This is a genomic window from Achromobacter sp. 18P8.1.1 (assembly GCF_057799415.1).
Map to the genome: position 1 here is coordinate 51027 of NZ_JBYOKH010000032.1, position 25398 is coordinate 76424.

Here is a 25398-nt window from a genome sequence, read left to right on the forward strand (position 1 = left end):
CTGCGGGGTGGTGAATCACGAGAATCGTATCCTTGGTGTTAGCATGGCAGGCTGATTATATGATTTGTCTCCATGTCTGATACAGCCGCCGGCACAGATCTCGTTTCCGACGATGAACTTCTGGGCCTTTCCGACGAAAACGCCGACGAAAACCCCAATGAAAACCGGGGTGAACCGCAACTTGTAACGGTACCTTCCACGACGAAGGCCGACCGGCTGGACAAGGTGCTGGCCGGGTTGTTGCCCGACCATTCCCGCAGTCGCCTGCAAGGCTGGATCGAAGCCGGCAATGTGCACGTCAACGGCGCGCCCGGCAAGGTCCGTCAGACGGTCGGCCCCGGCGACGAGCTGCAGGTGTGGGCCCAACCGGCGCCCGATGCGCGTGCCTTCACGCCCGAGCCCGTTGAATTTGTCGTTGTGGACGAAAGCCCCGAGTGGATCGTGGTGAACAAGCCCGCGGGGCTCGTCACCCATCCCGGGGCGGGCAACTGGAGCGGCACGCTGCTCAATGGCCTGCTCTACCGCTACCCCGAATTGGCGTCCGTGGCGCGTGCCGGCATCGTTCACAGGCTGGACAAGGACACCTCCGGACTGATGGTGGTGGCCCGCAATGAGCGCGCCCAGACGCATCTGGTGCGCCAATTGCAGGCGCGCAGCATGGGACGCGAATACGTGGCGCTGGCGCATGGCTGGATCGCGAACGGCGGCCGTGTCGAACGCGCCATCGGCCGCGATTCCCGCGTGCCGATCCGCATGAGCGTCGAGCGCCCCGTGGCGCCCAAACCCGCCATTACCAATTACGCGCCGGCGCGCCGCGGCCAGGTGGACCCTGGCGGCCGCGTCACCGAAGTGGTGTGCCGCCTGGAAACCGGCCGCACCCACCAGATCCGCGTGCACCTGGCCAGCCTGGGTCATCCCCTGCTGGCCGATACGATCTACGGCGGCAAGAACATCGCGGGCGCGCAGCGCCAGATGCTGCACGCCCGCGCCCTGCATTTTGACGACCCGGGTGGCCGCGGCGAAGTCCAATTCGCCGCCGCCGTGCCCGAGGACATGACCCTGGTCCAGGAAAGCATTGCATGGAACGCGTGATCGCCAGCCTGCCTGTCGTGACCGGCCCTGAATGGGCCGGCGTGAATTATTTCTGCACGACCCGCGCAGGCGGCGTGGGCGTGGCGCCGCACGACACCCTGAACTTGGGGCGCCGCGCGGGCGACGATCCGGACACGGTGGCCGAGAACCGGCGCCGCGTGCGCGCGGCCGTGCCAGCCGACCCGCTGTGGTTGCGTCAGGTGCACGGCAGCGAGGTCGTGGACGCCGATGCGCAGGACGTGCCGGACGAACCCGCAGTGGACGCCAGCGTCACGGCGCAACCGGGCCGCGTGCTGGCCGTCATGGTGGCGGACTGCCTGCCAGTGGTCATTGCCGATGCCGACGGGCAGGTGCTGGGCGCGGCACATGCCGGATGGCGCGGCCTGTCGGGCGGCGTCCTGGAACATACGTTGGCGGCCATGCGCGCCAAGGCACCCGCGGCTACCCGCTGGCGTGCCTGGGTCGGCCCCGGCATCGGCCCGCAGGTGTTCGAGGTGGGGCAGGACGTGCTTGACGCCTTCACGCAAGACGATCCCGCCACCGCGCGCTACTTCACGCCGCGCGCCGGTCTATCGGGAAAGTGGTTGGCCGACCTCGCCGGATTGGCGGATTTCCGCCTGCGCCGCGCCGGGGTACAAGAGGTGGCCTTGTCCGGGATGTGCACCGTATCCGAATCGGAACGCTTCTTCTCGTACCGGCGCGACGGCGAAACCGGACGCATGGCGCTGCTGGCCTGGCTCGACCCGGTTTGATCTTGCGCAAGGCCGGCCGCCTGGCTTGAGATCTACCCTGGCGGTCTCCTTGTATACCCGCATTGACAGTCCTGGACCCGGAATGCAACATCAATCGAGCAGTCTCGATAACAAGGTGTCGAAGTGAACGCCAATCTCTCCGCCGCAGGGCCCATACCGGTGAGCGTGGCACCGGAAATCCTGGCCGATATTCAGGCCGAGTTCTCGCGCGAGTGGCAGCGCCTTTGTGACGACGCCCGCCGCGGTGCGCTTGCGCCTCTGGCCGACCGCCGCTTCGCCGGCGACGCCTGGGCCTCCAACGGTTCGCATCTGCTGCTGGCGCATACCTATCTGCTGTCGGCCCGCGCCATGCAACGCATGGTCGATGCGGCCCAGGTCAGCGAACCCATGCGCGAGCGCCTGCGTTTTTCCATCATGCAATGGGTCGACGCGCTGTCTCCGTCGAACTTCCTGGCGCTGAATCCGGACGCCCAGCAATCCATCGTGGAAAGCGCGGGCCGCGCCTTGAACGAAGGGCTGGCCAACCTGTTGGGCGACGTCAAGAAAGGCCGCATCACCCAAACCGACGAATCGCAGTTCGAGATCGGCCGCAACGTGGCGGTGACACCCGGCGAGGTGGTGTTCGAGAACACGCTGTTCCAGCTGATCCAGTATGCGCCGTCGACCGCGACCGTGCACGAGCTGCCGTTGGTGATCGTGCCGCCGAACATCAACAAGTTCTACATCCTGGACCTGCAGCCCGAGAATTCCTTCGTGCGCCATGCGGTGGAACAGGGCTACACCGTGTTCCTGGTTTCCTGGCGCAATCCGGTGGCTAGCGACACCGATGGCGTGGACCGCGCCACCTGGTCCGATTATCTGGATGACGCCGTCCTGCAGGCGCTGCGCGTGGCCAGCGACATCACCAAACAGCCCAAGGTCAACGCCCTGGGGTTCTGCGTGGGCGGCACGATGCTGGCGTCGGCGCTGGCGCTGGCCGAGGCCCGCGGCGAACAGCCCGTGGCGTCGCTGACGCTGTTGACCTCGCTGCTGGACTTCCACGACACCGGCATCCTGAACGTCTTTGTCGACGAAGCGCATGCGCTGCTGCGCGACCATCAACTGGGCAACGGCGGGCTGATGCCCGGTCGCGACCTGGCCACCACATTCTCGTTCCTGCGGCCCAACGAACTGGTCTGGAACTATGTGGTGGGCAACTACCTGAAGGGCCAGAAGCCGCCTCCGTTCGACCTGCTGTTCTGGAATGGCGACAGCACCAATCTGCCGGGGCCGTTCTTCTCGTGGTACTTCCGCAATACCTACCTTGAGAACAACCTGAAAGTGCCGGGCCGCGCGCAAGCTGCCGGCATGCCGCTGGACCTGACGCGCCTGACGATGCCGGCGTATATATTCGGCTCCCGCGAAGATCACATCGTGCCTTGGGTGTCGGCCTATGCCTCCACGCAACTGCTGCGCGGACCGCAACGCTTCGTGCTGGGGGCCTCGGGCCACATCGCCGGCGTGGTGAATCCGCCGGCCAAGAAGCGCCGCAGCTATTGGGTGGCGGACAAGCTGGGGAACACGGGCCATGATATGCCCGGCGACCCCAAGGCCTGGTTTGCGCAGGCCACCGAAAACGCGGGCAGCTGGTGGCCCGACTGGACGCAATGGCTGTCCCGGCATTCGGGCAAGCAGGTCAAGGCGCGCACGAAATTAGGCAATGCCAAGTACCGGCCGATCGAGCCGGCGCCTGGCAGGTACGTGAAGGTCCGGGCTGCCTGAAACCGCCATGCGCGGTTGGCCCAGGCCAATAAGAAAGTTAATCAACGAGGCGTCCGTCGCACACAGGAGGAAGTCCAATGAGCGGAAAACTGGCTTACGTAACAGGCGGGATGGGCGGTATCGGCACCTCTATTTGCCAGCGCTTGGCCAAGGATGGCTTTCGCGTGGTGGCAGGTTGCGGCCCAAGCCGCAATTACCAGCAATGGCTGGATGAGCAGGCAGCGCAGGGCTACACGTTCTATGCATCGGTAGGCAACGTGTCGGACTGGGAGTCCACGGTAGCGGCCTTTGAACGGGTCACCGCCGACCTGGGCCCGGTCGATGTGCTGGTCAACAACGCGGGCATCACGCGCGATGGCCTGTTCCGCAAAATGACCGCGGACGATTGGCGCGCGGTCATCGACACCAACCTGAACAGTCTCTTCAATGTGACCAAGCAGGTCATCGAGGGCATGGTCGAGCGTCAGTGGGGCCGCATCATCAATATCAGCTCGGTGAATGGGCAGAAGGGCCAATTCGGCCAGACGAACTATTCCACGGCGAAGGCGGGCATCCACGGCTTCACCATGGCGCTGGCCCAGGAAGTCGCCAGCAAGGGCGTCACGGTCAACACGATTTCGCCGGGCTACATCGGCACGGACATGGTTCGCGCCATCCGTCCCGAAGTGCTCGAGAAAATCGTGGCCACGATCCCGGTGCGCCGTCTGGGCACGCCCGAGGAAATCGCCTCCATGACCTCGTGGCTGGCTTCGGATGAGTCCGGCTTCTCGACTGGCGCGGATTTCTCGCTCAACGGCGGCCTGCACATGGGCTAATGTTGGTCAGCGGGCCGCCATCGGGCGGCTCCAGGCGCTGGAAGGCCTCGGGGAGAGGGCCTTCCGGCATTACACTCCACCTTATCCGAAGTCTTAGAGATCGCCCGATCCGGGGACACACATGACGCAAGCACAAACCGGCGCCAGCCTGCGCCTGATTAAAAAATACCCCAACCGTCGCCTATACGACACCCGGACCAGCACCTACATCACTCTGGCAGATGTCAAGCAACTGGTCCTGGCCAACGAAGAATTCCAGGTGGTCGACGCCAAGAGCGGCGAAGACCTGACGCGCAGCATCCTTTTGCAGATCATCCTGGAAGAGGAGAGCGGCGGCATGCCCATGTTCTCGTCGAACATGCTGTCGCAGATCATCCGTTTCTACGGCCACGCCATGCAGGGCATCATGGGTTCTTACCTTGAGAAGAACATCCAGGCCTTCATGGAAATCCAGACGCGCATGGCCGAGCAGTCCAAGGGACTGTATGGCAGCCAGTTCGGGCCCGAAGCCTGGACCCAGTTCATGAACGTGCAGACGCCCATGCTGCAGAACATGATGAACAACTACATCGACCAGAGCAAGAACCTGTTCGTGCAGATGCAAGACCAGATGCAGGACCAGACGCGCGCGATGTTCTCGACGTTCCCGTTCACGCCCGGCAGCACGCCGCCGGGGTCGGGCCGCAAGTAATCGCCGCAAAGCGGGCGGGCCAGGCCCTCCCGTTGAACCAGAAGCCGGCAGGGCCATCGCCTGACCGGCTTTTTTGTGGCCGCCGCCGGCGTGATGCGACGGGGGGCGTCCCGTTGACTGAACGCAATAATCCGCCCCTTTTTTGGCCTGCGGGTTCAGGGATATGTCAGTTTTTTTGGTTACATTAATGAAAACGGTTCTTGTTTAGCTTATTGGAACCGCCATTCATTTGTGTCTCAAGGATTATGCACATGATCAAGAAAGCCTTGGCGCTGGCCATCGTCGCTCTGAGCGTGTCTGCCGCGCAAGCGGCCGAATACCCCATCGGCAAGCCGGTTGAGAAGGGCGGCATGGAAATTGGCGCGGTCTATCTGCAGCCGATCGAAATGGATCCGCCCGGGATGATGCGTCCTGCCAAGGATTCCGACGTGCACCTTGAAGCCGATATTCACGCCACCGCCGGCAACAAGACGGGCTTCCCGGAAGGCGAGTGGGTGCCTTACCTGGTCGTGAATTTCGAGATCCAGAAGGTCGGCAGCCAGAACGTGCAGAAGGGCACCTTCATGCCCATGGTCGCCAACGATGGCCCGCACTACGGCGACAACATCAAGCTGGAAGGCCCGGGCAAGTACAAGCTGAAGTACACGATCCTGCCGCCGTCCGAAAACAAGATGGCTCACTTCGGCCGCCACGTCGACAAGGAAACCGGCGTGGGTCCGTGGTTCGAGCCGTTCGAACTGGAATATGAATTCGTCTACGCCGGCACCGGCAAGAAGGGCGGATACTGATCGTGCGCCGCCTGCATCGCGTTGTTGCCGCCGTGCTGATCGGCCTGGCCGCTTTTGCCGGCATGGCACCCGCGCAGGCGGACGAATTGCCGACGTTCACCTTGAGGTTCAAGCCGGACGGCACGTTCGAGCCGGCGACCCTTGAAGTGCCCGCCGGCCGATTCAAGATCGAACTCATCAACGAGAGCAACGAGCCAGTGGAATTCGAAAGCATTCCGCTGCGCAAGGAAAAAGTGCTGGGCCCGGGGGTGAAGTCCTTCGTGGTGATCACCATTTCCCGTCCCGGCGAGTATCCCTTCTTTGATGACTTTCACCAGAGCGTGAAAGGCACCCTGGTCGTCAAGCCCAAGGAATAAGCGGTAGCAATACATGGAACAGGTCCTCTTTATCGTCTGGCGTGAAAGCGTCGAAGCCATGCTGGTGGTGGGCATTTTGTACACCTGGCTGCGCTCCACGCCGGAAGGCAAGCGCGGGCTGAATTACTTGTGGGGCGGCGTGGCCGCGGGGCTGGCCCTGGCCGTGGCGCTGGCGCTGGTGCTGCTGGGCGTGTCGTCCTGGCTCAGCGACGAAGGCCAGGAATGGTTCCAGGCCATCATGTCGTTGGCGGCGTGCGCGCTCGTCGTGCAGATGGTCGTGTGGATGAAGAAGCACGGCCGCACGCTGAAAGGCGAACTGGAAAGCGGGGCGCGCAGTTCGGTGGCCAACGACAACTGGTGGGGCCTGTTCGTGCTGGTGGCCATCGCCGTGGCGCGTGAGGGCAGCGAGACCGTGGTGTTCCTGTACGGCACCGTGTCGGCGGGCGAAGGCGGCAGCAACATGCTGATGCTGGCGCTGGCGGGCGTCGCGGGTTTCGCCGTGGCCTTGCTGACGTTCTGGCTGCTGCAACTGGGCGGCAAATTGATTACCTGGCGCCGTTTCTTCCGCGTGACCGAAATCCTGCTGCTGCTGTTGGCCGGTTCGCTGCTGGTCGGCGGCCTGGACCACCTGATTTCGCTGGACGTGCTGCCGACGATCATCGACCCCGTGTGGGATAGCTCGTGGCTCTTGAGCGACAGCACCGGCATCGGCAAGATCCTGGCGGACTTCGCCGGCTACCGCGCCCTGCCGGCCCTGATCTCAGTTTTGTTGTGGGTGGCTTACTGGATCGTGGTCTGGGCGCTGCTGCGCTGGGTGGGCAACAAGCCCGCCCGTGCGCCGGCCGCCGCCCGGAGCGCATCCTGATTCCGACGTGATGCCGGACTGAACAATGAAGGTTTGACCATGGCAGCTGTACTCGGGAGGGTGACTTCCCGGATCGCCGATTTCCTCCGTGACCATGCCCCGCTGTTGCGCAAGCTGCAGTGGGGCATTGTCGCGTTGTACGCGTTCCTTTTGATCGTGCCCGCGATCCTTCCTTTGCCGGACAACACGGCATCGGTCTTCAATAACCTGACGATCGTGGCGCAGTTCGCCTTCTGGGGCGTCTGGTGGCCGTTCGTGCTGATTTCCATGCCGATTCTGGGCCGCGCCTGGTGTGGCTGGTTCTGTCCCGAAGGGATGCTGACCGAGTGGGCAAGCGAACGGGGGCAGGGCCGCGCCATCCCGAAATGGATGCGCTGGGGCGGCTGGCCCTTCGTGGCCTTTGCGCTGACGACCGTCTACGGCCAGTTGGTCAGCGTGTACCAGTATCCGCTGGCGGTGCTGGCCGTGCTGGGCGGATCCACGGTGGCGGCCATGATCGTCGGCTGGCGCTATGGCCGCAGCAAGCGTGTGTGGTGCAAGTACCTGTGCCCGGTCAACGGCGTGTTCAACCTGCTGGCCAAGCTGGCGCCCTGGCACTTCAAGGTCGATGAAGAGAAGTGGCGCCACCCGGTCATCCGGATCGAACCCATCAACTGTGCGCCGCTGGTGCCCCTTCGCCACATGAAGGGCGCCGGCGATTGCCACATGTGCGGCCGCTGCAGCGGTTATCGCGGCGCGATCGAATTGACGCCGCGTTCGCCGGAAGAAGAAATCGTACACGTCGCCGACGGCGACGCGTGGCAAACCGCGCTCCTGTGCTTCGGCCTGATGGGCATCGCGATCGGCGCCTTCCTGTGGAGCGCCAGCCCCTGGTATGTGACGGCCAAGCAATGGGCCGCGACGTGGCTGGTGGAACACGACATCCTGTGGCCGCTGATGGACAACGCGCCCTGGTTCATCCTGACCCACTATCCGGATGTGAACGACAGCTTCTCGTGGCTGGACGGCGCGGGCATCCTGCTCTTCGTCGTCGGCGCGACGGTCATTGTGGGGGGCGCAAGCTTCCTGTCGCTGTGGATCGCCGACCTCCTGGCGCCTGCCCTACGTCAGCCGAATGCGCCTGCCGCGCGGTGGATCCGTCCCGGCGTGCACAAGCTGGCGCAGGCGCTGATTCCGTCGGCCGGCATCGGCGTGTTCCTGGGCTTGTCCGCCACCACGGTCAACCTGCTCAAGCATGAAGGCGTGCAAGCCGCCTGGGCCGGTCCCGTGCGTTTTACGCTGCTGACGCTTGCCGTGTTGTGGACCTTGCGCCTCTTCGCGCGCCTGCTGGCGCAGCGTCAGGTCAGCGGATGGCGCAAGGGCGCCGCCGGGCTCGTGCTGGTGGCGGGCCTGGCGCCGTTCTGCATGGCCTGGGTGCTTTTCTTTGCAATCTGGTAAGTACTGCTTGATGGTCTGAAGCGGGGCGCTGCGATACATTGGAAGGCTTAGCCGGACTGGCCGGCGGTCTTCCTCTACACGCCTTTCGATGACTTCCTACGCGTTTCGCCTGCTCAACGTTTTTGCGTCCACCACCTTCAGCGGCAACCAGCTTTGCGTGTTTGAAGACGCGCGCGGCATGGACGACGCCACCATGCTGAACCTGGCGGCGCAATTCAATCTTTCCGAAACCACCTTCATCCTGCCGTCCGACCGTGCGGACGCGCGCGTGCGCATCTTCACGCCCGGCTACGAAATGAAGTTCGCCGGCCATCCCACCATCGGCACGTCGCAAGTGGTGCGCGACTTGCGCCAGACCGGCGACGCGCTGACGCTCGAGTTCAAGGCGGGCGTGGTGCCGGTCGAGGCCCGTGGCGACGCCTGGACCTTCACCGCGCCGTGCCCCGATGGCGTGCGTACGGCGCCGCCGGAACTGGACCGCGCCGAGATCGCGGGCCTGGTCGGGCTGGATGCCGATGATCTGTTGGGCGACCCGATCTGGGTGGACACCGGCGCGGACCAATTGCTGGTGCCGCTGGCCAGCGTCGAGGCCGTGCGTCGCGCGGCGCCGGATGCCTCCAAGCTCCATCGCTGGCAGGCCAGCAGCCTGGGCCGCAAGACGCTCTACGTGTTTGCCTTCGACGAAGGCAATGTGCAGGACGCGCGCCAGGTGGTGGTGGCCCGCTACTTCTTTGCGAAGGCAGGCGGTGGCGTGGACGAGGATGCGGGCACCGGGTCCGCGTGCGCCAACCTGGGCGGCTGGCTGATCCACAACAAGCATGCGTTGCCCGCCAGCATCCTGGTCGAGCAGGGCGATCAGATGGGTCGGCCCTGCCGATTGATGCTGGACGTGCTGGCCGATGGCCGCATCCAGGTGGGCGGCCGCGCGCTTGAGATCGGCCGGGGTTCGATCAGTCTCTGAACGATTGCGCGGGCGGCGCCCAAACGAAAGCGGCGCCTGTGTATCACAGGCGCCGCGGGCTCTCTAGGCCTCAGTCGGAAACGGTATCGGCGTTACTTCTTGTTCTTGGCCGGGTCGACCTTGATGTTGTTCATGACCTGCTTGACGCCTTCAACGCCGCGAGCCACGGTGGCCGCGTGATCGGCTTCGGCGGAAGTGCCCACCGAGCCCGTCAGCGTGGCCACGCCGTTGTTGGTTTCCACGGCGATATCCAGGGCGCTCAGTTGCTTGTCGGCGACGATGGCGGCCTTGACCTTGGTGGTCACGGTCGCATCCGATGCGTATTCGCCCACGGATTGCTTGGGCTTGCCGTCATCGGCCGCAAAAGCCATGGAAGTGAAGACGGCGCCAGTTCCCAGTGCAGCAGCGGCGATCAGCTTACGAAGTTCCATAGTTGTGCTCCTTTAAATATCTAGTGTTCGGCGCGTCGTCCGAGACGACGCGGACTTGCAAACTCTTGGGGGGTACGCGTTTTATCAACGTGTCCTATTTTTTCCGAAGGGCGCCGCTCAGGATGGACAAGAGCGCCAGCACCAGGAAAACGAAGAACAGGACCTTGGCGATACCCGCAGCCCCGGCGGCAATGCCGCCGAAGCCGAGAACCGCCGCGATGATCGCGATAACGAAGAAAACAACGGCGTAGTGCAACATGTCAGCTTCTCCAGTGGTTTCGACCGATCAAGGCGGGTTGGGGATTCAGGGATTGCGGTCGAAGAAATCCCGGACTTCCTTCTGGGCTTCATCCTTCGTCTTGCCATAACGCTCCTGGATCAAACCAGCCAGGCGTTCGGCGTTGCCTTCGGTACGGGTCAACTCGTCGTCGGTGAGTTCACCCCAGGCCGCTTTGGCCTTGCCGGTCAGTTGCTTCCACTTGCCGGCGATGATGTCGTTATTCATGGTGACCTCTCTCTGTCTGCTTGCGACACAAGGCTTATGGCCTATAAGTCCTGCAATCGCGGTTGAGTTGGACACTGATCAGCTAGCCCCTACCGTACGAGCCGGGTGGCAGGGCTGTCAAACCTGGCTGTGGGTAAATGTAACAGCGCAAAGCGCGAGTTTTGCGGGGTTCTCCGACGGGCCGGACTAGCGGGCGTACAAGAGGTAGGAGTTACATTTCCGCAATGTTTTGTCCCCTTTTGATCGGGGCTAGTAACGGGAGTTGCGGGGGATTTGGCGTCTGCCTGCGCTGGCTGTCGCGCACATGCCCCGGTATAGTCGTGGCGGAACCCGCCGTGCGGTTCACCAACAGGGAAGGGAGAGGGGCAGGCATGACGCAACGACTTTGCAGCGCTATCTTGTTGACGCTGGCCGCCATGGCGGCCGTGGGATGCACCCACGTGACGGACCGCTACCAGGCGTCGGCGCCTGTGGAGGCCTCGCGCGGCTGATGCGGGGCAGGGCATGGCGGTAAAGCAAACGGGGCGCCAGAGCGCCCCGTTTTGCATTGCCGCGAGCGCGGCGGACAGCGTTGGGATCAGCCCTCGGCGATGCGGCGGGCGATGTGGTCCAGCGCTTCTTCCACCTGGTCGACCAGGATCAGGCACAGGTCACCGGCCGTCAGACGCGAGAGTGCCGTGTCGATGGCCAGGAACTCGCCGTGGATCTCTTCGATGTGGGTCGTGCGCGGCGCGCCGACCAGGCCCTCCTGCAACAGCGCCAGCACTTCGCCGTCGGCGCGCCCGCGTTGGCATTGGTCCTGGTACAGCAGCACGTCGTCGAACGCGGCGCCCAGGATCTCGGTCTGCATGCGGATGTCTTCATCGCGACGGTCGCCCGCCCCGCTGATGACGACCGAGCGCCGCTTGGCGGGCATGGCGTCCACGGCGCGCACCAGGGCCAGGATCGCATCGGGATTGTGGCCGTAGTCCGCGATCACCGTGGCGCCGCGATGCTCGAACACATTGAAGCGTCCCGGAGCCGTCTGGGCGTCGTTCACGAACGTGGCCAGGCCGCGGCGGATGATGTCCCAGTCCAGGCTCAGCGCCCAGGCGGCGGCGATCGAGGCCATGGCGTTTTCCACCTGGAACGTGATCGTGCCGTTGCGCGTAAGCGGGATGTCGGCCAGCGGGAAGCGGACCTCTTCCGTGCCCTGCGCGGCAACGATCGCATCGCCCTCGCGGTACACCGAGCGCAGGCCTTGCGCACGATGCGTGGCCAGCACGGGATGGTTGCGGTCTTCGGCGAAGTAGGTGATCGAACCCGGGCAGCTCGCGGCCATTTCGGCCACGATTGGGTCGGCGGCGTTCAACACGGCAGTGCCCGTGGGATGCACGTGCTGCACGATGACCCGCTTGACCACGGCCAGGTCTTCCACGGTGCTGATGTAGCCCAGCCCCAAATGGTCGCCCATGCCGATGTTGGTGACGATGGCCACGTTGCAGCGGTCAAAGGCCAGGCCTTCGCGCAAGATGCCGCCGCGCGCCGTCTCGAACACCGCGGCGTCCACGTCGGGATGCATGAGCACGCTGCGCGCGCTGCGCGGGCCGCTGCAGTCGCCGGTGTCGATACGCAGGTTGTCCACGTAGACGCCGTCGGAATTCGTCATGCCGACGCGGTTGCCGGCCGTGCCCAGCAGGTGGGCGGTCAGGCGCACCGTAGTGGTCTTGCCGTTGGTGCCCGCAACCGCCACGACCGGGATGCGGCCGTCGTCGCCGTCGGCGTACATGTTGGCGATGATGGCCTCGCCCACCGCGCGGCCCTTGCCGAACGACGGGTTCAAGTGCATGCGCAGGCCGGGCGCGGCGTTCACTTCCACCACGCCGCCATGCTGGTCTTCCAGCGGGTAATGCACGCTTTCCGCGACGACGTCCACGCCGCAGATGTCCAGGCCGATCATGCGGGCCGCAGACACGGCGCGCGCCGCCATTTCGGGGTGCACTTCGTCGGTCACGTCGGTGGCCGAGCCACCGGTGCTGAGGTTGGCGTTGTTGCGCAGGAAGATCAGCGTGCCCAGCGGCGGCACGGAATCGGCGTCGAAGCCCTGCTTTTTCAAGGTGGCCAGCGCGATGTCGTCAAAGCGGATCTTTGTCAGCGAGGTGGCGTGCCCGTCGCCGCGCAAAGGGTCCGAGTTGACCTGGTCCACCAGTTGGCGGATGGTCTGCTGCCCGTCTCCGGTGACTTGGGGCGGATCGCGGCGCGATGCGGCCACGAGCGCGCCGCCCACCACCAGCAGGCGGAAATCGTGGCCCGGGATGTAGCGTTCGACGATGACTTCCGAGCTGACTTCCTCGGCCACTTCAAAGGCCTGGATGACGCGCTCGCGCGTTTCGATGTTCACGGCCACGCCGCGTCCCTGGCTGCCGTCGCGCGGCTTGACGACGACGGGGCCGCCCAGCTCTTGCGCGGCTTCCCAGGCGGCTTCCGCCGTGGTCACGGAACGGCCCATCGGCACCGGCACGCCGGCGGCGTCCAGCAACATCTTGGTCAGGTCCTTGTCCTGCGCGATCGATTCCGAGATAGCGCTGGTCAGGTCGGTTTCAGCGGCCTGGATGCGGCGTTGCTTGCTGCCCCAGCCGAACTGCACCATGCTGCCCTGGGTCAGGCGGCGAAAGGGGATGTTGCGGGCAACGGCGGCATTCACGATGGCGCCCGTGCTGGGCCCCAGGCGCACGTCTTCGTCCAGTTCGCGCAGGCGCTTGAGCGCATCGGCAAAGTCGAACGGGGTGTCGTCCAGCGCGGCGCGCACCAGCGCTTGCGCCAGCTCCATCGCCAGCTTGCCGACTTCCTCTTCGCTGTATTCGACCGCCACCTGGAACACGCCGGGCTCGATGGTCGACGAGGTGCGGCCGAAGGTCACGGGGCAGCCGGCATGCGCCTGCATCGTCAGCGCCACGATCTGCAGGACGTGGGCGATCGACACGGCGCCTTGATGGCCTTCCGGGCGCATCAGGCCGATCTGCGGCAGCCGCGCGCGCAGGCGGGCTTCGAACTCGGGCAGATTGTCGATGGAGCACTCGGCGTCGGCGCAGGACACGATGGCCTCGATCGCGGTGTTCTTGCTCCACAGATTGGGGCCGCGCAGGGCTCGGATACGGGAAACTTCCATGGCAGGTATTCCTGTCAGTATTGTTGAATCCAGCGGCGGACCAGATCGATGGTGGGGCCGGAGAATGCTTCGTCGGATTGCAGCAGGGCGAAGTCGCCGGCCGCAATGCCGTTCAGCACGCTCTCGATGGCCTTGCCATGGTCGGGCTCGTCCTGGATGTCTTTCACGCGGCTGCCTTGCGCCAAGCCCTGGCGCAGCAGCGCGCGCGCCTGGCCCTCGGGGCGCTTGCTGTTGACCGTCTTGTCGTCGTAAAGCACGACGCGGTCGAAGGCGTCGCCCAGCAGGCGGCCTTGCTCGATCAGGTCCGCGTCGCGGCGGTCGGCGCCGGCGGAATAGACCGCGGCGCGGGTGGCCGACGGGAACTGGTCGATGGCGGCGATCAGCGGGCGCAGCGCCGACGCGTTGTGGACGTCGTCCACGACCACCGTGCTGCCGTTGCGTTCGAACAGCGTGAATTGCCACGGCGCATCGGCCTGGTCGATGTCGAAGGTCTCGATGCCGGCGCGGATCAGTTCTACGGGAATGTCCAGCGCCCAGGCGGTGCCCACGGCGGCCAGCACGTTCTCAACCTGGAAGGCCACGCGGCCGCCATGCGTCAACGGGATCGCTGCCACGTCGGCCAGCCGTTCTTCGCGGGCGCCTTGCGCCAGGATGATGCTGCCGTCGCGCACGTACACGGCGCGGCCGTCCTGTTGCAGATGGGCGGCGATGGCGGGCAGGGCGGGGTCGATGCCGAAGAAGATCACGGCGCCGTCGCAGAGCTCGGCCATTTCCACCACGCGCGGGTCGCGTGCATTGAGCACGGCGGCGCCGGTGGGCAGGACCACGTCGACCTGCGTGCGGAACACATTGAACATGCGCTCCGTTTCGTTGATGTCGAAGTCGCCCAGATGATCGGCGTCGTCGATGTTCGTGACCACGCCCACCTGGCAGCGGTCATAGGCCAGGCCCTGGCCCAGGATGACGCCGCTGTCGTTTTCGATGACGGCGGCATCCACGTTGCGGTTCATCAGGAGGCGGGTGCCCGAGGCGAAGTCGGCGCGGTCGCCCTTTTGCACCAGGCGGCGGTCCAGGTAGAGCCCTTCGCTGCAGGCCAGGCCGGTGCGCTTGCCCGACAGGTGCAGCAGGCGGGCCACCAGGCGCGCGACCACGGTCTTGCCGTTGGTGCCGGTGACGCCCACGATGGGAATGCGGCCCGCGTCGCCTTCGGGGAACAGGTGGTCGACGATGGCGCGGCCCACCGGGCGCGGCGTACCGTCGGCCGGCTTCAGGTGCATCAGCAGGCCCGGGCCCGCGTTGACTTCCACGATGGCGCCGCGCTGTTCGTCCAGGGGGCGCGAGATGTCTTCGGCCACCAGGTCGACGCCGGCGATGTCCAGGCCCACCACGCGGGCTGCCAGCGTGACGGTGGCGGCGATGCTGGGGTGGACGCGGTCGGTCACGTCGAAGGCGACGTTGCCGCTGCGTTGCACCAGCACCCGTTGGCCGTCGTCCGGCACGCTGTCTTCGGACAGCCCCTGGCGCGCGATTTCCAGCCGGGCGGCGGAATCCAGGCGCACCGGGTTCAGCGGATGGTTTTCCGTGCGGCCCCGGCGCGGGTCGGTGTTGATCTGGCTGTCGATCAGTTCGGTGATGGTCGACTTGCCGTCGCCCGTCACCCAGGCCAGTTCGCCGGCGGCTGCCGCCACCATGCGGTTGCCGACCACCAGCAGGCGGTGCTCGTTGCCCAGCACGAAGCGTTCGACGATCACGCCGCTGCCTTCGTCCACCGCCACGCGGTAGGCGGAAACGACTTCGTCGCGGGTCGTCAGGTTGGTGAACACGCCACGGCCATGGTTGCCGTCATAGGGCTTGACCACGACGGGCAGGCCGATGTCTTCGGCCGCTTCCCAGGCGTCGTCTTCGCTGCGCACCAGGCGGCCTTCCGGCACCGGTACGCCGCAGGTCGACAGCAGCTCCTTGGTCAGGTCCTTGTCGCGCGAGATCCCTTCGGCGATGGCGCTGGTGCGGTCGGTTTCGGCCGTCCAGATCCGGCGCTGGGCCGAACCGTAGCCGAACTGCACGAGGTTGCCCTCGAACAGGCGGATGTAGGGGATGTCGCGGTCGTCGGCGGCATCCACGATGCAGGCCGTGCTGGGCCCCAGGCAATGCTTGTCCACCAGGCTGCGCAGGCGCGCGATGGTGGCGGGCACGTCGAACGGGCGGTCTTCGATGGCGGCCATGACCAGGTCGCGCGCTTCGTTCAGGGCGGTGCGGGTGACCTGCTCCTGCCACGCGCGCACGACGACCTTATAGACGCCGCGGGTCGAGGTTTCCCGGGCTTTGCCAAAACCGCCGCGCAAGCCGGCCAGGTTCTGCAATTCCAGGGTGACATGTTCAAGAATGTGGCCGGGCCAGGTGCCTTCTTTCAAGCGGGCCAGGAAGCCGCCGCGTACGCCGGGGCTGCAACGGTGCTCGATCAGGGTCGGCAGCCATTCGGAAAGGCGCTCGTAGAACCCGGGAATGGTGTTGGACGGAAAGTCCTCCAATTCACCAATATCCACCCATGCTTCAAGGACCGGGCGATACGTCCAAATGTTCGGGCCGCGCAAAGCCACGACATCGAGAAATTCAATGTCTTTCTTTTTCATGTTTTAATTTACTTGAGAAGCAGGTTGGCACGCGCGGACGCCCCTATGCAAGACCGCGAATTTATTGGCGAATTTATGGGGATGCGCCTTAAGAATAATGCCAACGAGTGGGGGATCCCAGATATTCCTAATTAGAAAAATCGGCTGATACTATACGACGCCTTCAAGGCGTGAACTCGTTGTGTTGTAAGGAAGGGACACGTTTGCCGCCGTGGGTGGTAAACCGGTTGCCGCCTAGTAGGGCAGAGTCCTGGCCCGGTATGCGTTCCAATGAAAAAACCACACCTGCTTTCCGGCCTTGCCGATGCCTTTCCTGCCCGCTGGCGGGACGAAATCCGCGCTGAATTAGCGGAAGACGAAAGCCTGCTGGCCTGGGTTGAAATAGACCTGGATCAACGGCTGAAGTTCCACCCAGGGTTGGTCGCCGCGACCGACCGCCGGCTGTTGGCTCGCAATGCCGACGATACCGGCTGGGAATCCTGGGTCTATGGCCCCCAATTAACGCTGAACCTGAGCGACCACGCCGGCGCCGCCGTGCTGGAACTGCACGACGATACGGCCCGCCTGGCGGTCTGGCGTTTCACGCTGGCCCGCAATCCGGCCGCCTTGCGCCTCCTGGCCCAGTTCGAAGGGCAGCAGGCGATCCGCCTGTCCGGCCATAAGGAAGAGGCGCGCGCCGAACGCACCTGCACTAACTGTAATAACGTTATTCCCGCGGACGAGGAAGAATGCCCCGCCTGCCACCAGGAGCAGGCGGCGCCGTCGACCACCTGGGCGCTCCTGCGCCTGTGGCGCTTCGCCCGGCCGTACCGCGGCCCGTTGCTGGCTGGCTTCATCCTGACGCTGCTGGGCACGGCCGCGACCCTGGTGCCGCCGTACCTGACCATGCCGCTGATGGACGACGTGCTGATCCCGTTCCAGAACGGTTCGCCCATCGACTACAGCAAGGTCCGCCTGTACCTGGGCGGCCTGCTGGCGTCCGCCTTCCTGGCCTGGGGCCTGGGATGGGCCCGCACCTACATCCTGGCCTGGGTCAGCGAACGCATCGGCGCCGACCTGCGCACGACCACCTATGAGCATTTGCAGCAGCTGTCGCTGGAGTATTTCGGCGGCAAACGCACGGGCGACCTGATTTCGCGCATCGGTAGCGAAACCGACCGCATCTGCGTGTTCCTGTCGCTGCACCTGCTGGATTTCGCCAACGACATCCTGATGATCGTCATGACGGCGGTGATCCTGGTATCCATCAACCCGTGGCTGGCGCTGGTCACGCTGGTGCCGCTGCCGTTCATCATCTGGATGATCCACGCGGTGCGTGACCGCCTGCGCCACGGCTTTGAAAAAGTCGACCGCATCTGGTCCGAGATCACCAACGTGCTGGCCGACACCATCCCGGGCATCCGCGTGGTGAAGGCATTCGCCCAGGAAAAGCGTGAAGTGGCGCGTTTCCGCGAAGCCAACAACCGCAACCTGGAAGTCAACGACCGTGTGAACACCACCTGGTCGCTGTTTTCGCCCACCGTCACGCTGCTGACCGAAGTGGGCCTGCTGGTGGTGTGGATCTTCGGTATCTGGCAGGTGTCGCAAAAGCAGATCACGGTGGGCGTGCTGGCCGCGTTCCTGGCATATATCGGGCGCTTCTACATGCGCCTGGATTCGATGAGCCGCATCGTCTCGGTCACGCAGAAAGCGGCGGCCGGCGCCAAGCGCATCTTCGACATCCTGGACCACGTATCCAGCGTGCCGGAACCGCAGAATCCGGCCAAGCTGCCGCAGATCAACGGCCGCATCGAATTGCGCGACGTGGGGTTCCGCTACGGCAACCGCCAAGTCATCCGCGGGCTGGATCTGACCATCGCCCCGGGCGAAATGATCGGCCTGGTGGGGCATAGCGGTTCAGGCAAGAGCACGCTGATCAACCTGATCTGCCGCTTCTACGACGTGTCCGAAGGGGCGGTGCTGGTGGACGGCGCCGATATCCGTTCGGTGCGCGTGGCGGATTACCGCCGCAACATCGGGCTGGTGCTGCAAGAGCCGTTCCTGTTCTTCGGCACCATCGCCGAGAACATCGCCTACGGCAAGCCCGACGCCACGCGCGACGAGATCGTGGCGGCGGCCCGCGCCGCCCATGCGCACGAGTTCATCCTGCGTCTGCCGCACGGCTATGACTCGCTGGTGGGCGAACGCGGCCAGGCCCTGTCGGGCGGTGAACGCCAGCGCATTTCGATCGCCCGTGCGCTGCTGATCGATCCGCGCATCCTGATCCTGGACGAAGCCACGTCATCGGTGGACACCACGACCGAAAAGGAAATCCAGAAGGCGTTGGACAATCTGGTGCGCGGCCGCACCACCATTGCTATCGCCCACCGCCTGAGCACGCTGCGCAAGGCCGACCGCCTGGTCGTGCTGGACCGCGGCCAGATCGTCGAGCAGGGGCCGCACGAAGAATTGATGGCCCGCGAGGGCGCCTACTATCGCCTCTACCAGGCGCAGGCGCGCCAGGCGGAAGCCGACGCGCAGGCGTCGGGCAGCGAAGACATGGCCGCCGTGGCCTGACACGGAACCGGGATTATCGTCATGACGTTGCCGTCTTTTCAGCTGCGCCGCAACGCCTTCGGGCGCCTTGAATATCAATCCGCCGACGGCGAGACGCACGAAGGGGTCATCCCCGTGCGCGCCTTCCCGATCAGCGAAGCCGGCCGCGGCCTGTCGCTGGTGACCAGCGACGGCCACGAACTGGTGTGGATCGAACACCTGACCGACGTGCCCGAAGGACCTCGCGCGCTGATCGAAGAAGAACTGGCGGGCCGTGAATTCATGCCCGAGATCCGCAAACTGGCCAGCGTGTCGACCTACGCCACGCCCAGCACGTGGAAGGTGGAGACGGATCGCGGCCCCACGTCCTTCGTCCTGCGCGGCGAAGAAGACATCCGCCGGCTCAGTCCGCAGACGCTGCTGATCGCCGACAGCCACGGCATCTTCTATCTGGTGCGCGACATCCTGTCGCTGGACAAGCACAGCCGCAAGCTGCTCGACCGCTTCCTGTAAGCCGCCAGGCTAGGGGCTGCGCTTGAACGGTGTGTGGCCTTCCAGTTCGCCCAGGTAGTCGGTCACGGCCGAGGTCTCTTCGTCCAGGAAGTTCTGGATCGCCTCGGCAAATCCGGGGTGGGCGACCCAATGCGCCGACCACGTCGGCGTGGGCAGCAGCCCGCGCGCCATCTTGTGTTCTCCCTGCGCGCCGCCTTCGAAGCGGGCGATGCCATGCGCAATGCAGTACGCGATGGACTGCATGTAGCAGGTCTCGAAATGCAGTCCCGGCACGTATTCCGTCGCGCCCCAATAGCGGCCGTAGAGCGCATCGCCGCCCGCCAGGTTCAGCGCGGCGGCGATCGGTTCGCCGTGGCGTTCGGCCAGGATCAGCACGAAGGCGTCGGGTTGTTCGCGGTGCGCGCGCACGAAGAAATCGCGATTGAGATAGGGCGGGTTGCCGTGTTGGAAATAGGTGCGGCAATAGCAGTCATAGAAGAAGCCGAGTTCCGCATCACCGATCTCGCTGCCGCGCAGCCAGCGGTACGACAAGCCGGCCGCCGCGACTTTTTTCCGGTCTTGCCGGATCTTCTTGCGCTTGTCGTGGCTCATCATCCCCAGGAATGCGTCGAAGTCCGCATAGCCGGGGTTGGTCCAATGGAACTGCACGCTTTCGCGGATCATGAAGCCCGCCTCGCGCAGCACCCGCATGTCGGCATCCGACGGAAACAGCAGATGCAGCGACGACACCTTGATCTCTTCGGCGAACGCGACCAGGCCGCGCACCAGCGTGGCGCGGTCTTCGTCGTTGGCCGCCAGCAGACGCGGCCCCGTCACCGGGGTGTAAGGGATGGCCGACAGCAGCTTGGGGTAGTAGCGCATGCCGTGGCGCTGGAAGGCATCGGCCCAGGCATAGTCGAACACGTACTCGCCGCGCGAATGCGATTTCAGGTAGAGCGGCGTGGCTGCCGCCAGCGCGTCGCCGCGCCAGAACGCCAGGTAATGGGGCGCCCAACCCGTGGCGGGGGACGCGCAGCCGGTCTCGTGCAGGGCGCAGAGGAAGGCGTGCCGAAGAAAGGGCTGGTCGCCGGCCAGCGCGTCCCATTGCTGGGCGTCGATGCGGGACAGGTCGGTTTCAATGGTCAGGCGCAGGGAATCCATCCGTGAATGATAAAGTCATCGCCAACGCACGGTATTGAAACCGTTGGTTTTTTCAGGGTTTGACGCGGCGCTTCGGCGCTTGGGGTTTGCAATCATCATGGACAGCAACACGATCCCTTCCGCCCAGGTTGGGGCAGGTACGGACTGCCTGCGCGGGCAGGCGCTGGCGGCCCTGGCCGCTGCAGCGTGGCCCGAGAAGATGGCGGCGGTGCGCGCCATCGCCGATAGCGCGACGCTTGACCGCGCGCGGGAGTTCGCAGCGCCTGCCGGTTTGCCCGGGCGTCCGCCGCGCCCGGAACTGGTGGTGCCCGGCCTGGTCAAGCACCGTTCCATGGCGACCCAGGAAGGACGCGCGGCGCTCTTGCACGCGCTGGCCCACATCGAATTCAACGCGGTCAACCTGGCGCTGGACATCCTCTGGCGCTTTGCCGGCATGCCCGAAGCCTTCTACCGGGATTGGCTGCGCGTCGCCCGCGAAGAGGCCTATCACTTCGACCTGCTGCGCCAGCGGCTGGCGGTGCTGGGTTTCTCATATGGCGATTTTCCGGCGCACAACGGCCTGTGGGACATGGCCGAGCGGACGCGTGGCGACCTGCTGGCGCGCTTGGCGCTGGTGCCGCGCACGCTGGAAGCGCGCGGCCTGGATGCCTCGCCCATGATCCGCAACAAGCTGGCCGGCGCGGGGGATGCCGAAAGCGCGGCCATCGTCGACATCATCCTGCGCGACGAGATTGGCCACGTCGCCATCGGCAACCACTGGTTCAAGCTGCTGTGCGCGCAAGCGGGCCAGGAACCGGTGGCCTGCTATGCCGAATTGGCGCAGCGGTACGATGCGCCCCGGCTGCGCGGCCCCTTCAACCTGGAGGCGCGCCGCGCCGCAGGCTTCGACGACGACGAACTTGCCGCGCTGCAGGCGGGCTGACGGGATCGATCCCGCCTTGCCTGACTCGCGCCGCTTATCCCAAGGAACCCCAAGCATGAAGTCCCTATTGGCCACCGCGCTCTCCGGCGCCGCCCTGACCCTGCTGGCGGGCACCGCCCCGACGGCGCAGGCCGCGGAACCCTTTGCCGCCTGCCTGTCGCAACTACGCGGCCCCGCGCTCAAGGCGGGTGTGTCGGGCGCCACCTTCGACACGCATACGGCCGGGCTCGCGCCCGACATGGCTGTGATCGACCTGCTGGATGCGCAACCGGAGTTCAAGACGCCGATCTGGGACTACATGGCGGGCCTGGTCGATGACGAGCGCGTGGCGGACGGGCTGGCCGGCATGGCGCGCTGGCAGTCCGAGCTGGACCGTGCGGCGTCGCGCTATGGCGTAGACCCGGCCACCATCGCCGCCGTGTGGGGCGTGGAAAGCAATTTCGGCCGCACGCTGGGCGGCCGGCCGTTGCTGACGTCGTTGTCCACGCTGTCCTGCTTCGGCCGCCGGCAGGCTTATTTCCGCGGCGAATTCTTCGCCACCCTGAAGATCATCCAGGACGAGCACATCGCCCCCGACCGCCTGGTCGGCTCGTGGGCGGGTGCATTCGGCCAGACCCAGTTCATGCCGTCCACCTACTTGCGGCTGGCCGTGGATTTCGATGGCGACGGCCGCCGCGACCTGGTCGACAGCGTGCCCGATGCGCTGGCGTCCACCGCCAACTTCCTCAAGCGCGCCGGCTGGAATCCTTCGCTGGCGTGGGGCTACGAGGTCAAGCTTCCCGCCGGCATCGACACGGCGGGAGCAGGGCGCAAGAACAAGCGTCCGATGTCGTCCTGGGCGCGCCAAGGCGTGACACGGGTGGATGGGCAGGCTTTGCCGGCCGGCGACCTGCCTGCCGGCCTGCTGCTTCCGGCGGGGCGCAACGGCCCGGCCTTCCTGGTGACGCGCAACTTCGACGCGCTGTATTCCTACAACGCAGCGGAAAGCTATGCACTGGCCATTGCCCATTTGTCCGACCGGTTGCGCGGCGGCGGTTCGCTCGTGCAGCCTTGGCCGACGGATGACCCCGGGCTGTCGCGGGCGGAACGGCGCGAGCTTCAACGGCTGTTGATTGCCAAAGGCTATGACGTGGGCGAACCCGATGGCATGATCGGCGCTCGCACGCGCCAGGCCTTGCAGGCGGCGCAGCGGGAACTGGGCCTGCCGGCTGACGGCCGTGCGGGGCAGAAGGCGCTGAAGGCCCTGAAGGCGTCGGCGGCGGCCAAGACCTCGGGCTGACCGGCTGCGATTTACAAGTTTTGCAAAGATCCGGCAGCAGGTAACGGGGCTGACATGCGTTGCGCCAGCAGCGGCCCTATACTGGTTTTCCGACTTTTCTGGAGCATTGCGATGAGTCTGTTGGATACCTTGGCCTCGATGGCCGGCGGCGGTCAGCAAGGGGGCTCGGCATCGCTGCTGCCCGCGCTGATCGAGCAACTGAACAAATATCCGGGCGGCCTGAGCGGCCTGATCGCCAGCTTCCAGCAGGGCGGCTTGAGCGAGATCGTCGCGTCATGGGTGGGCACGGGGCAGAACCTGCCCGTCAGCGCCGACCAGCTCGGTTCCGTGCTGGACCCCGGCGTCGTCAATGACCTGGCCGCCAAGACCGGCCAGGACACCGATTCCGTGCTGGGTTCCCTGTCTTCGCTGCTGCCGCAGCTGGTGGACAAGGCCACGCCGGAAGGCGCGGTGCAACCGGGGCAGCAATTCAACCCGACCGATCTGCTGGCGTCGCTGTCCGGCCTGTTCGGCAACCGCGGCTGAAGGCGGCACGGGATTTTCGCCTGACACGCCGTCTGCTTGCATCCCCCTCCCGCCGGCGCCTCCTGCAGGCGCTGGCGTTTGGTGCGTTGGCGCCGCTGGCCGCCTGTGCGCCGCCGTTGTCGTTGAACGCCACGTTCCTGCAACTGTGGCGCAGCCATCTGGACCTGAGCCCCGACGATTGGCGCGTGCGCCTGTCCGCCTACCGGCGGCTGGGTTGCCGCGAGATCTTCCTGCAATGGGTGGGGCTGGAAGGGGGGCGGCCGGACGACTGGATGGTGCCCGATGCGGTGCTGCGCCTTATCTTCGACGAAGCCGAGCGCCAGGGATTGGGCGTGCACGTGGGCCTGCCCTACGATCAGCGCTGGTGGGACGTGCTGGCCAGCCAGGACAAGGCCGCCTTCACCGGCTACCTGGATCAGACGCGCTCGCGCGGCGTGGCTTATATGGAGTCGGCGCCGTGGCCCAAGCGCCGCGCGTTCCGAGGCTGGTACCTGCCGTATGAACTCGAGCAATACAACTGGGCGTCGGCTGAGCGCCAGGGGCAGTTGATTCCCTGGCTTGACGCGCTCTCGCGCACGGCGCAGGCCACGAGTCGGGGCGTGCCCTGCATATCGACATATCACAGCCGCCTGCCCGGCGACGGCTCGCTGATGAAGCTGTGGCAGGGCATCCTGGACCAGGTGCGGATCCATCCGATGATCCAGGATGGCGTGGGCGTGGCCGGCCTGGCGAACTACCAGGCACTGGAGCCGCTGCACGACATGCTGCTGGCGCGTCGGGCCTCGTTCGATCTGATCCTGGAACTGTTCGAGGAACTGCCGTCAGGCAGTACCGACGGGTCCACCTTCAAAGCGCGCTCGGCGGAGTTCAGCCGCGTGAAACAACAATGGGACGTGGCCCGCGGCTATGGTGCCAAGCGCGTCGTGGCGTTTGCGATCGACCCCTGGGTCATCGACGACACGCCCGAGGCGCGTGCGCTGATGCGCGCCTGGCTGGACGCGCGCGTCTGAGCGCGCGTCAGTTGAAGCTGCGCCCGATGATCTCCAGCATCACTTCGCTGGTGCCGCCGAAAATGCGCAGCGCGCGCGCGTCGACCCAGGCGCGGCCGATGCCGTATTCCGCCATGTAGCCGTAGCCGCCATACATCTGCAGCAGGTCGTCCAGCACGCGGCCCTGGATTTCGGTGGCGTTCAACTTGGCGATGGCGGCCGTCGTGGGGTCCAGTTCGCCTTCCATCTGGCGCGCCAGGCAGTCGTCCAGGAACACGCGGAGCATGGTGGTTTGCGCGCGGGCGTTGGCCAGCTTGAAGCGCGTGTTCTGATAGTCGATCACGCGGCGGCTGAATACCTTGCGATCGCGGGTGTACTGCGCGGCTTCGTCCAGCATGCCTTCGACCGAGGCGGCGGCGCGCAAGGCGATCGCCAGCCGTTCGCGCGCCAGTTCGCGCGTCATGTATTCGAAGGCGGCGTTCTCCTGCCCCAGCAGGCAATCCGCCGGGACGCGCACCTCGTCGAAATACAGCTCGCAGGTGTCCTGGCTGTGCTGGCCGATCTTGTTTAGCGCCGCGCCCTTGGTGTAGCCGGGCAGGTTCTCTTCAACGCAGAACAGCGACAGGCCGCGTGCGCCCTGGTCCGGATCGGTGGTGGCCAGCACGATGGCCAGGCCTGCGTTCACACCGTTGGTGATGAAGGTCTTCTGGCCGCTGAGTACATAGGCGTCGCCGTCGCGGCGCGCCCGCGTGCGGATGGCTTTCAGGTCGCTGCCGGCGCCGGGCTCCGTCAACGCGATGGCGCCGATCACTTCGCCGCGCGTCATCGGGGGCAGCCAGCGTTCCTTTTGCGCGTCGGTGCCGAAGTTCAGCAGATAGGGCGACACCATGTCCGAATGGATCGAAAAGCCGATGCCCAGGAAGTTGGCATGGGCAAGTTCTTCGATGACGACGGTGGCGTGGCCGAAGTCGCCGCCCAGGCCGTAGGGCTCGGGCAGGGCGCAGTTGAGCAGGCCTTCTTCGCCCGCGCGCCGCCACAGCGAGCGCGGCGTGACGCCGGCCTTTTCCCATTCGGCATAGTGGGGCGCGATCTCGTTGGCGACAAAGCGCCGGACCTGATCGCGGAACAGTTCATGGTCATCCCTGAAAACGCGGCGCATGACGTCTCCTTAGCGGCTGTAGGGGTCCGTGGCGCTGACCTGGCCGTGCAATACCGGCGCGGCCGCGGTCCCGGTCAGGAACAGGCTGTAGTGGTCGCCCGGTT

The 25398-nt window shown here is 65.5% G+C and carries 23 protein-coding genes; 16 read left to right on the forward strand and 7 right to left on the reverse strand.

Annotated features, from left to right (window positions below):
- Window positions 1-72: 72 nt before the first annotated feature.
- From AC27VE_RS19855 to AC27VE_RS19900, 10 genes are all read left to right on the forward strand, one after another.
- Window positions 73-1092, forward strand: coding sequence for an RluA family pseudouridine synthase (locus tag AC27VE_RS19855; RefSeq protein WP_488704760.1), 1020 nt, complete (start codon window positions 73-75; stop codon window positions 1090-1092).
- Window positions 1080-1844 carry a peptidoglycan editing factor PgeF gene (gene pgeF / locus AC27VE_RS19860; protein ID WP_427957944.1) on the forward strand — a complete coding sequence of 255 codons (765 nt, stop codon included), beginning with the start codon at window positions 1080-1082 and terminating at the stop codon, window positions 1842-1844. The genes AC27VE_RS19855 and pgeF overlap by 13 nt, the downstream gene beginning before the upstream one ends.
- 123 nt (window positions 1845-1967) lie before the next feature.
- Window positions 1968-3605, forward strand: coding sequence for a class I poly(R)-hydroxyalkanoic acid synthase (gene phaC / locus AC27VE_RS19865; protein WP_427957945.1), 1638 nt, complete (start codon window positions 1968-1970; stop codon window positions 3603-3605).
- A 77-nt stretch (window positions 3606-3682) separates the two neighbouring features.
- Window positions 3683-4420 carry an acetoacetyl-CoA reductase gene (phbB, locus tag AC27VE_RS19870; RefSeq protein WP_427957946.1) on the forward strand — a complete coding sequence of 246 codons (738 nt, stop codon included), beginning with the start codon at window positions 3683-3685 and terminating at the stop codon, window positions 4418-4420.
- Between the two features lie 121 nt (window positions 4421-4541).
- Window positions 4542-5111 (forward strand): polyhydroxyalkanoate synthesis repressor PhaR, encoded by a 570-nt coding sequence (phaR, locus tag AC27VE_RS19875; protein ID WP_006222902.1) that lies wholly within the window; start codon window positions 4542-4544, stop codon window positions 5109-5111.
- Window positions 5112-5362: 251 nt separating this feature from the next.
- Window positions 5363-5899 carry an iron transporter gene (locus AC27VE_RS19880; protein WP_006222903.1) on the forward strand — a complete coding sequence of 179 codons (537 nt, stop codon included), beginning with the start codon at window positions 5363-5365 and terminating at the stop codon, window positions 5897-5899.
- Between the two features lie 2 nt (window positions 5900-5901).
- The gene (locus AC27VE_RS19885) at window positions 5902-6255 is read left to right on the forward strand and encodes a cupredoxin domain-containing protein (RefSeq protein WP_006222904.1); all 354 of its coding nucleotides are present in this window, start codon (window positions 5902-5904) and stop codon (window positions 6253-6255) included.
- A 13-nt stretch (window positions 6256-6268) separates the two neighbouring features.
- A complete protein-coding gene (locus tag AC27VE_RS19890; RefSeq protein ID WP_280025461.1) occupies window positions 6269-7120 on the forward strand; it encodes an FTR1 family iron permease in 852 nt (283 codons plus the stop codon).
- 39 nt (window positions 7121-7159) lie between these two features.
- On the forward strand, window positions 7160-8557 hold the full coding sequence (locus AC27VE_RS19895) for a 4Fe-4S binding protein (protein ID WP_488704761.1): 1398 nt from the start codon (window positions 7160-7162) through the stop codon (window positions 8555-8557).
- An 88-nt stretch (window positions 8558-8645) separates the two neighbouring features.
- The gene (locus AC27VE_RS19900; protein ID WP_488704762.1) at window positions 8646-9518 is read left to right on the forward strand and encodes a PhzF family phenazine biosynthesis protein; all 873 of its coding nucleotides are present in this window, start codon (window positions 8646-8648) and stop codon (window positions 9516-9518) included.
- A gap of 92 nt (window positions 9519-9610) precedes the next feature.
- On the opposite strand, the gene AC27VE_RS19905 is transcribed toward AC27VE_RS19900, so the two are convergent.
- From AC27VE_RS19905 to cphA (AC27VE_RS19925), 5 genes are all read right to left on the reverse strand, one after another.
- Entirely contained in the window at window positions 9611-9949 is a 339-nt protein-coding gene (locus tag AC27VE_RS19905) for a BON domain-containing protein (RefSeq protein WP_088590148.1), read from the reverse strand.
- A 94-nt stretch (window positions 9950-10043) separates the two neighbouring features.
- Entirely contained in the window at window positions 10044-10208 is a 165-nt protein-coding gene (locus tag AC27VE_RS19910; RefSeq protein WP_006222909.1) for a DUF1328 domain-containing protein, read from the reverse strand.
- Between the two features lie 45 nt (window positions 10209-10253).
- Window positions 10254-10454, reverse strand: coding sequence for a CsbD family protein (locus tag AC27VE_RS19915; RefSeq protein ID WP_006218180.1), 201 nt, complete (start codon window positions 10452-10454; stop codon window positions 10254-10256).
- 577 nt (window positions 10455-11031) lie between these two features.
- Window positions 11032-13602 carry a cyanophycin synthetase gene (gene cphA, locus AC27VE_RS19920; protein ID WP_488704763.1) on the reverse strand — a complete coding sequence of 857 codons (2571 nt, stop codon included), beginning with the start codon at window positions 13600-13602 and terminating at the stop codon, window positions 11032-11034.
- A gap of 14 nt (window positions 13603-13616) precedes the next feature.
- A complete protein-coding gene (gene cphA, locus AC27VE_RS19925) occupies window positions 13617-16232 on the reverse strand; it encodes a cyanophycin synthetase (RefSeq protein WP_488704764.1) in 2616 nt (871 codons plus the stop codon).
- Window positions 16233-16502: 270 nt separating this feature from the next.
- Between cphA (AC27VE_RS19925) and AC27VE_RS19930 the strand changes: the two genes are divergently transcribed.
- The gene (locus AC27VE_RS19930) at window positions 16503-18788 is read left to right on the forward strand and encodes a cyanophycin metabolism-associated ABC transporter (protein ID WP_488704765.1); all 2286 of its coding nucleotides are present in this window, start codon (window positions 16503-16505) and stop codon (window positions 18786-18788) included.
- A gap of 21 nt (window positions 18789-18809) precedes the next feature.
- A complete protein-coding gene (locus AC27VE_RS19935) occupies window positions 18810-19280 on the forward strand; it encodes a cyanophycin metabolism-associated DUF1854 family protein (protein WP_006225173.1) in 471 nt (156 codons plus the stop codon).
- A gap of 9 nt (window positions 19281-19289) precedes the next feature.
- On the opposite strand, the gene AC27VE_RS19940 is transcribed toward AC27VE_RS19935, so the two are convergent.
- On the reverse strand, window positions 19290-20420 hold the full coding sequence (locus AC27VE_RS19940; RefSeq protein WP_454676351.1) for a GNAT family N-acetyltransferase: 1131 nt from the start codon (window positions 20418-20420) through the stop codon (window positions 19290-19292).
- A 97-nt stretch (window positions 20421-20517) separates the two neighbouring features.
- Between AC27VE_RS19940 and AC27VE_RS19945 the strand changes: the two genes are divergently transcribed.
- The 4 genes from AC27VE_RS19945 (at window position 20518) to AC27VE_RS19960 (ending at window position 24156) form a co-directional block, all read left to right on the forward strand.
- Window positions 20518-21342, forward strand: coding sequence for a ferritin-like domain-containing protein (locus AC27VE_RS19945; protein WP_488704766.1), 825 nt, complete (start codon window positions 20518-20520; stop codon window positions 21340-21342).
- Between the two features lie 55 nt (window positions 21343-21397).
- A complete protein-coding gene (locus AC27VE_RS19950) occupies window positions 21398-22621 on the forward strand; it encodes a lytic murein transglycosylase (protein WP_488704767.1) in 1224 nt (407 codons plus the stop codon).
- A 111-nt stretch (window positions 22622-22732) separates the two neighbouring features.
- A complete protein-coding gene (locus tag AC27VE_RS19955) occupies window positions 22733-23146 on the forward strand; it encodes a YidB family protein (RefSeq protein ID WP_006225169.1) in 414 nt (137 codons plus the stop codon).
- A gap of 62 nt (window positions 23147-23208) precedes the next feature.
- Window positions 23209-24156 (forward strand): DUF4434 domain-containing protein, encoded by a 948-nt coding sequence (locus AC27VE_RS19960; protein WP_424626364.1) that lies wholly within the window; start codon window positions 23209-23211, stop codon window positions 24154-24156.
- 7 nt (window positions 24157-24163) lie between these two features.
- On the opposite strand, the gene AC27VE_RS19965 is transcribed toward AC27VE_RS19960, so the two are convergent.
- Window positions 24164-25294, reverse strand: coding sequence for an acyl-CoA dehydrogenase family protein (locus AC27VE_RS19965; protein ID WP_088590155.1), 1131 nt, complete (start codon window positions 25292-25294; stop codon window positions 24164-24166).
- Between the last annotated feature and the right edge of the window lie 104 nt (window positions 25295-25398).

Excerpts from the sequence above, each read along its gene's own strand:
- AC27VE_RS19900 (WP_488704762.1), top strand. The coding sequence starts at position 8,646 with ATGACTTCCTACGCGTTTCGCCTGCTCAACGTTTTTGCGTCCACCACC.
- AC27VE_RS19915 (WP_006218180.1), bottom strand. The coding sequence starts at position 10,454 with ATGAATAACGACATCATCGCCGGCAAGTGGAAGCAACTGACCGGCAAG.
- AC27VE_RS19895 (WP_488704761.1), top strand. The coding sequence starts at position 7,160 with ATGGCAGCTGTACTCGGGAGGGTGACTTCCCGGATCGCCGATTTCCTC.
- pgeF (WP_427957944.1), top strand. The coding sequence starts at position 1,080 with ATGGAACGCGTGATCGCCAGCCTGCCTGTCGTGACCGGCCCTGAATGG.
- AC27VE_RS19965 (WP_088590155.1), bottom strand. The coding sequence starts at position 25,294 with ATGCGCCGCGTTTTCAGGGATGACCATGAACTGTTCCGCGATCAGGTC.
- AC27VE_RS19855 (WP_488704760.1), top strand. The coding sequence starts at position 73 with ATGTCTGATACAGCCGCCGGCACAGATCTCGTTTCCGACGATGAACTT.
- AC27VE_RS19905 (WP_088590148.1), bottom strand. The coding sequence starts at position 9,949 with ATGGAACTTCGTAAGCTGATCGCCGCTGCTGCACTGGGAACTGGCGCC.
- cphA (WP_488704763.1), bottom strand. The coding sequence starts at position 13,602 with ATGGAAGTTTCCCGTATCCGAGCCCTGCGCGGCCCCAATCTGTGGAGC.
- AC27VE_RS19910 (WP_006222909.1), bottom strand. The coding sequence starts at position 10,208 with ATGTTGCACTACGCCGTTGTTTTCTTCGTTATCGCGATCATCGCGGCG.
- AC27VE_RS19930 (WP_488704765.1), top strand. The coding sequence starts at position 16,503 with ATGAAAAAACCACACCTGCTTTCCGGCCTTGCCGATGCCTTTCCTGCC.
- phaR (WP_006222902.1), top strand. The coding sequence starts at position 4,542 with ATGACGCAAGCACAAACCGGCGCCAGCCTGCGCCTGATTAAAAAATAC.
- cphA (WP_488704764.1), bottom strand. The coding sequence starts at position 16,232 with ATGAAAAAGAAAGACATTGAATTTCTCGATGTCGTGGCTTTGCGCGGC.
- AC27VE_RS19955 (WP_006225169.1), top strand. The coding sequence starts at position 22,733 with ATGAGTCTGTTGGATACCTTGGCCTCGATGGCCGGCGGCGGTCAGCAA.
- AC27VE_RS19890 (WP_280025461.1), top strand. The coding sequence starts at position 6,269 with ATGGAACAGGTCCTCTTTATCGTCTGGCGTGAAAGCGTCGAAGCCATG.
- AC27VE_RS19950 (WP_488704767.1), top strand. The coding sequence starts at position 21,398 with ATGAAGTCCCTATTGGCCACCGCGCTCTCCGGCGCCGCCCTGACCCTG.
- AC27VE_RS19945 (WP_488704766.1), top strand. The coding sequence starts at position 20,518 with ATGGACAGCAACACGATCCCTTCCGCCCAGGTTGGGGCAGGTACGGAC.
- AC27VE_RS19880 (WP_006222903.1), top strand. The coding sequence starts at position 5,363 with ATGATCAAGAAAGCCTTGGCGCTGGCCATCGTCGCTCTGAGCGTGTCT.
- AC27VE_RS19935 (WP_006225173.1), top strand. The coding sequence starts at position 18,810 with ATGACGTTGCCGTCTTTTCAGCTGCGCCGCAACGCCTTCGGGCGCCTT.
- phbB (WP_427957946.1), top strand. The coding sequence starts at position 3,683 with ATGAGCGGAAAACTGGCTTACGTAACAGGCGGGATGGGCGGTATCGGC.
- AC27VE_RS19940 (WP_454676351.1), bottom strand. The coding sequence starts at position 20,420 with ATGGATTCCCTGCGCCTGACCATTGAAACCGACCTGTCCCGCATCGAC.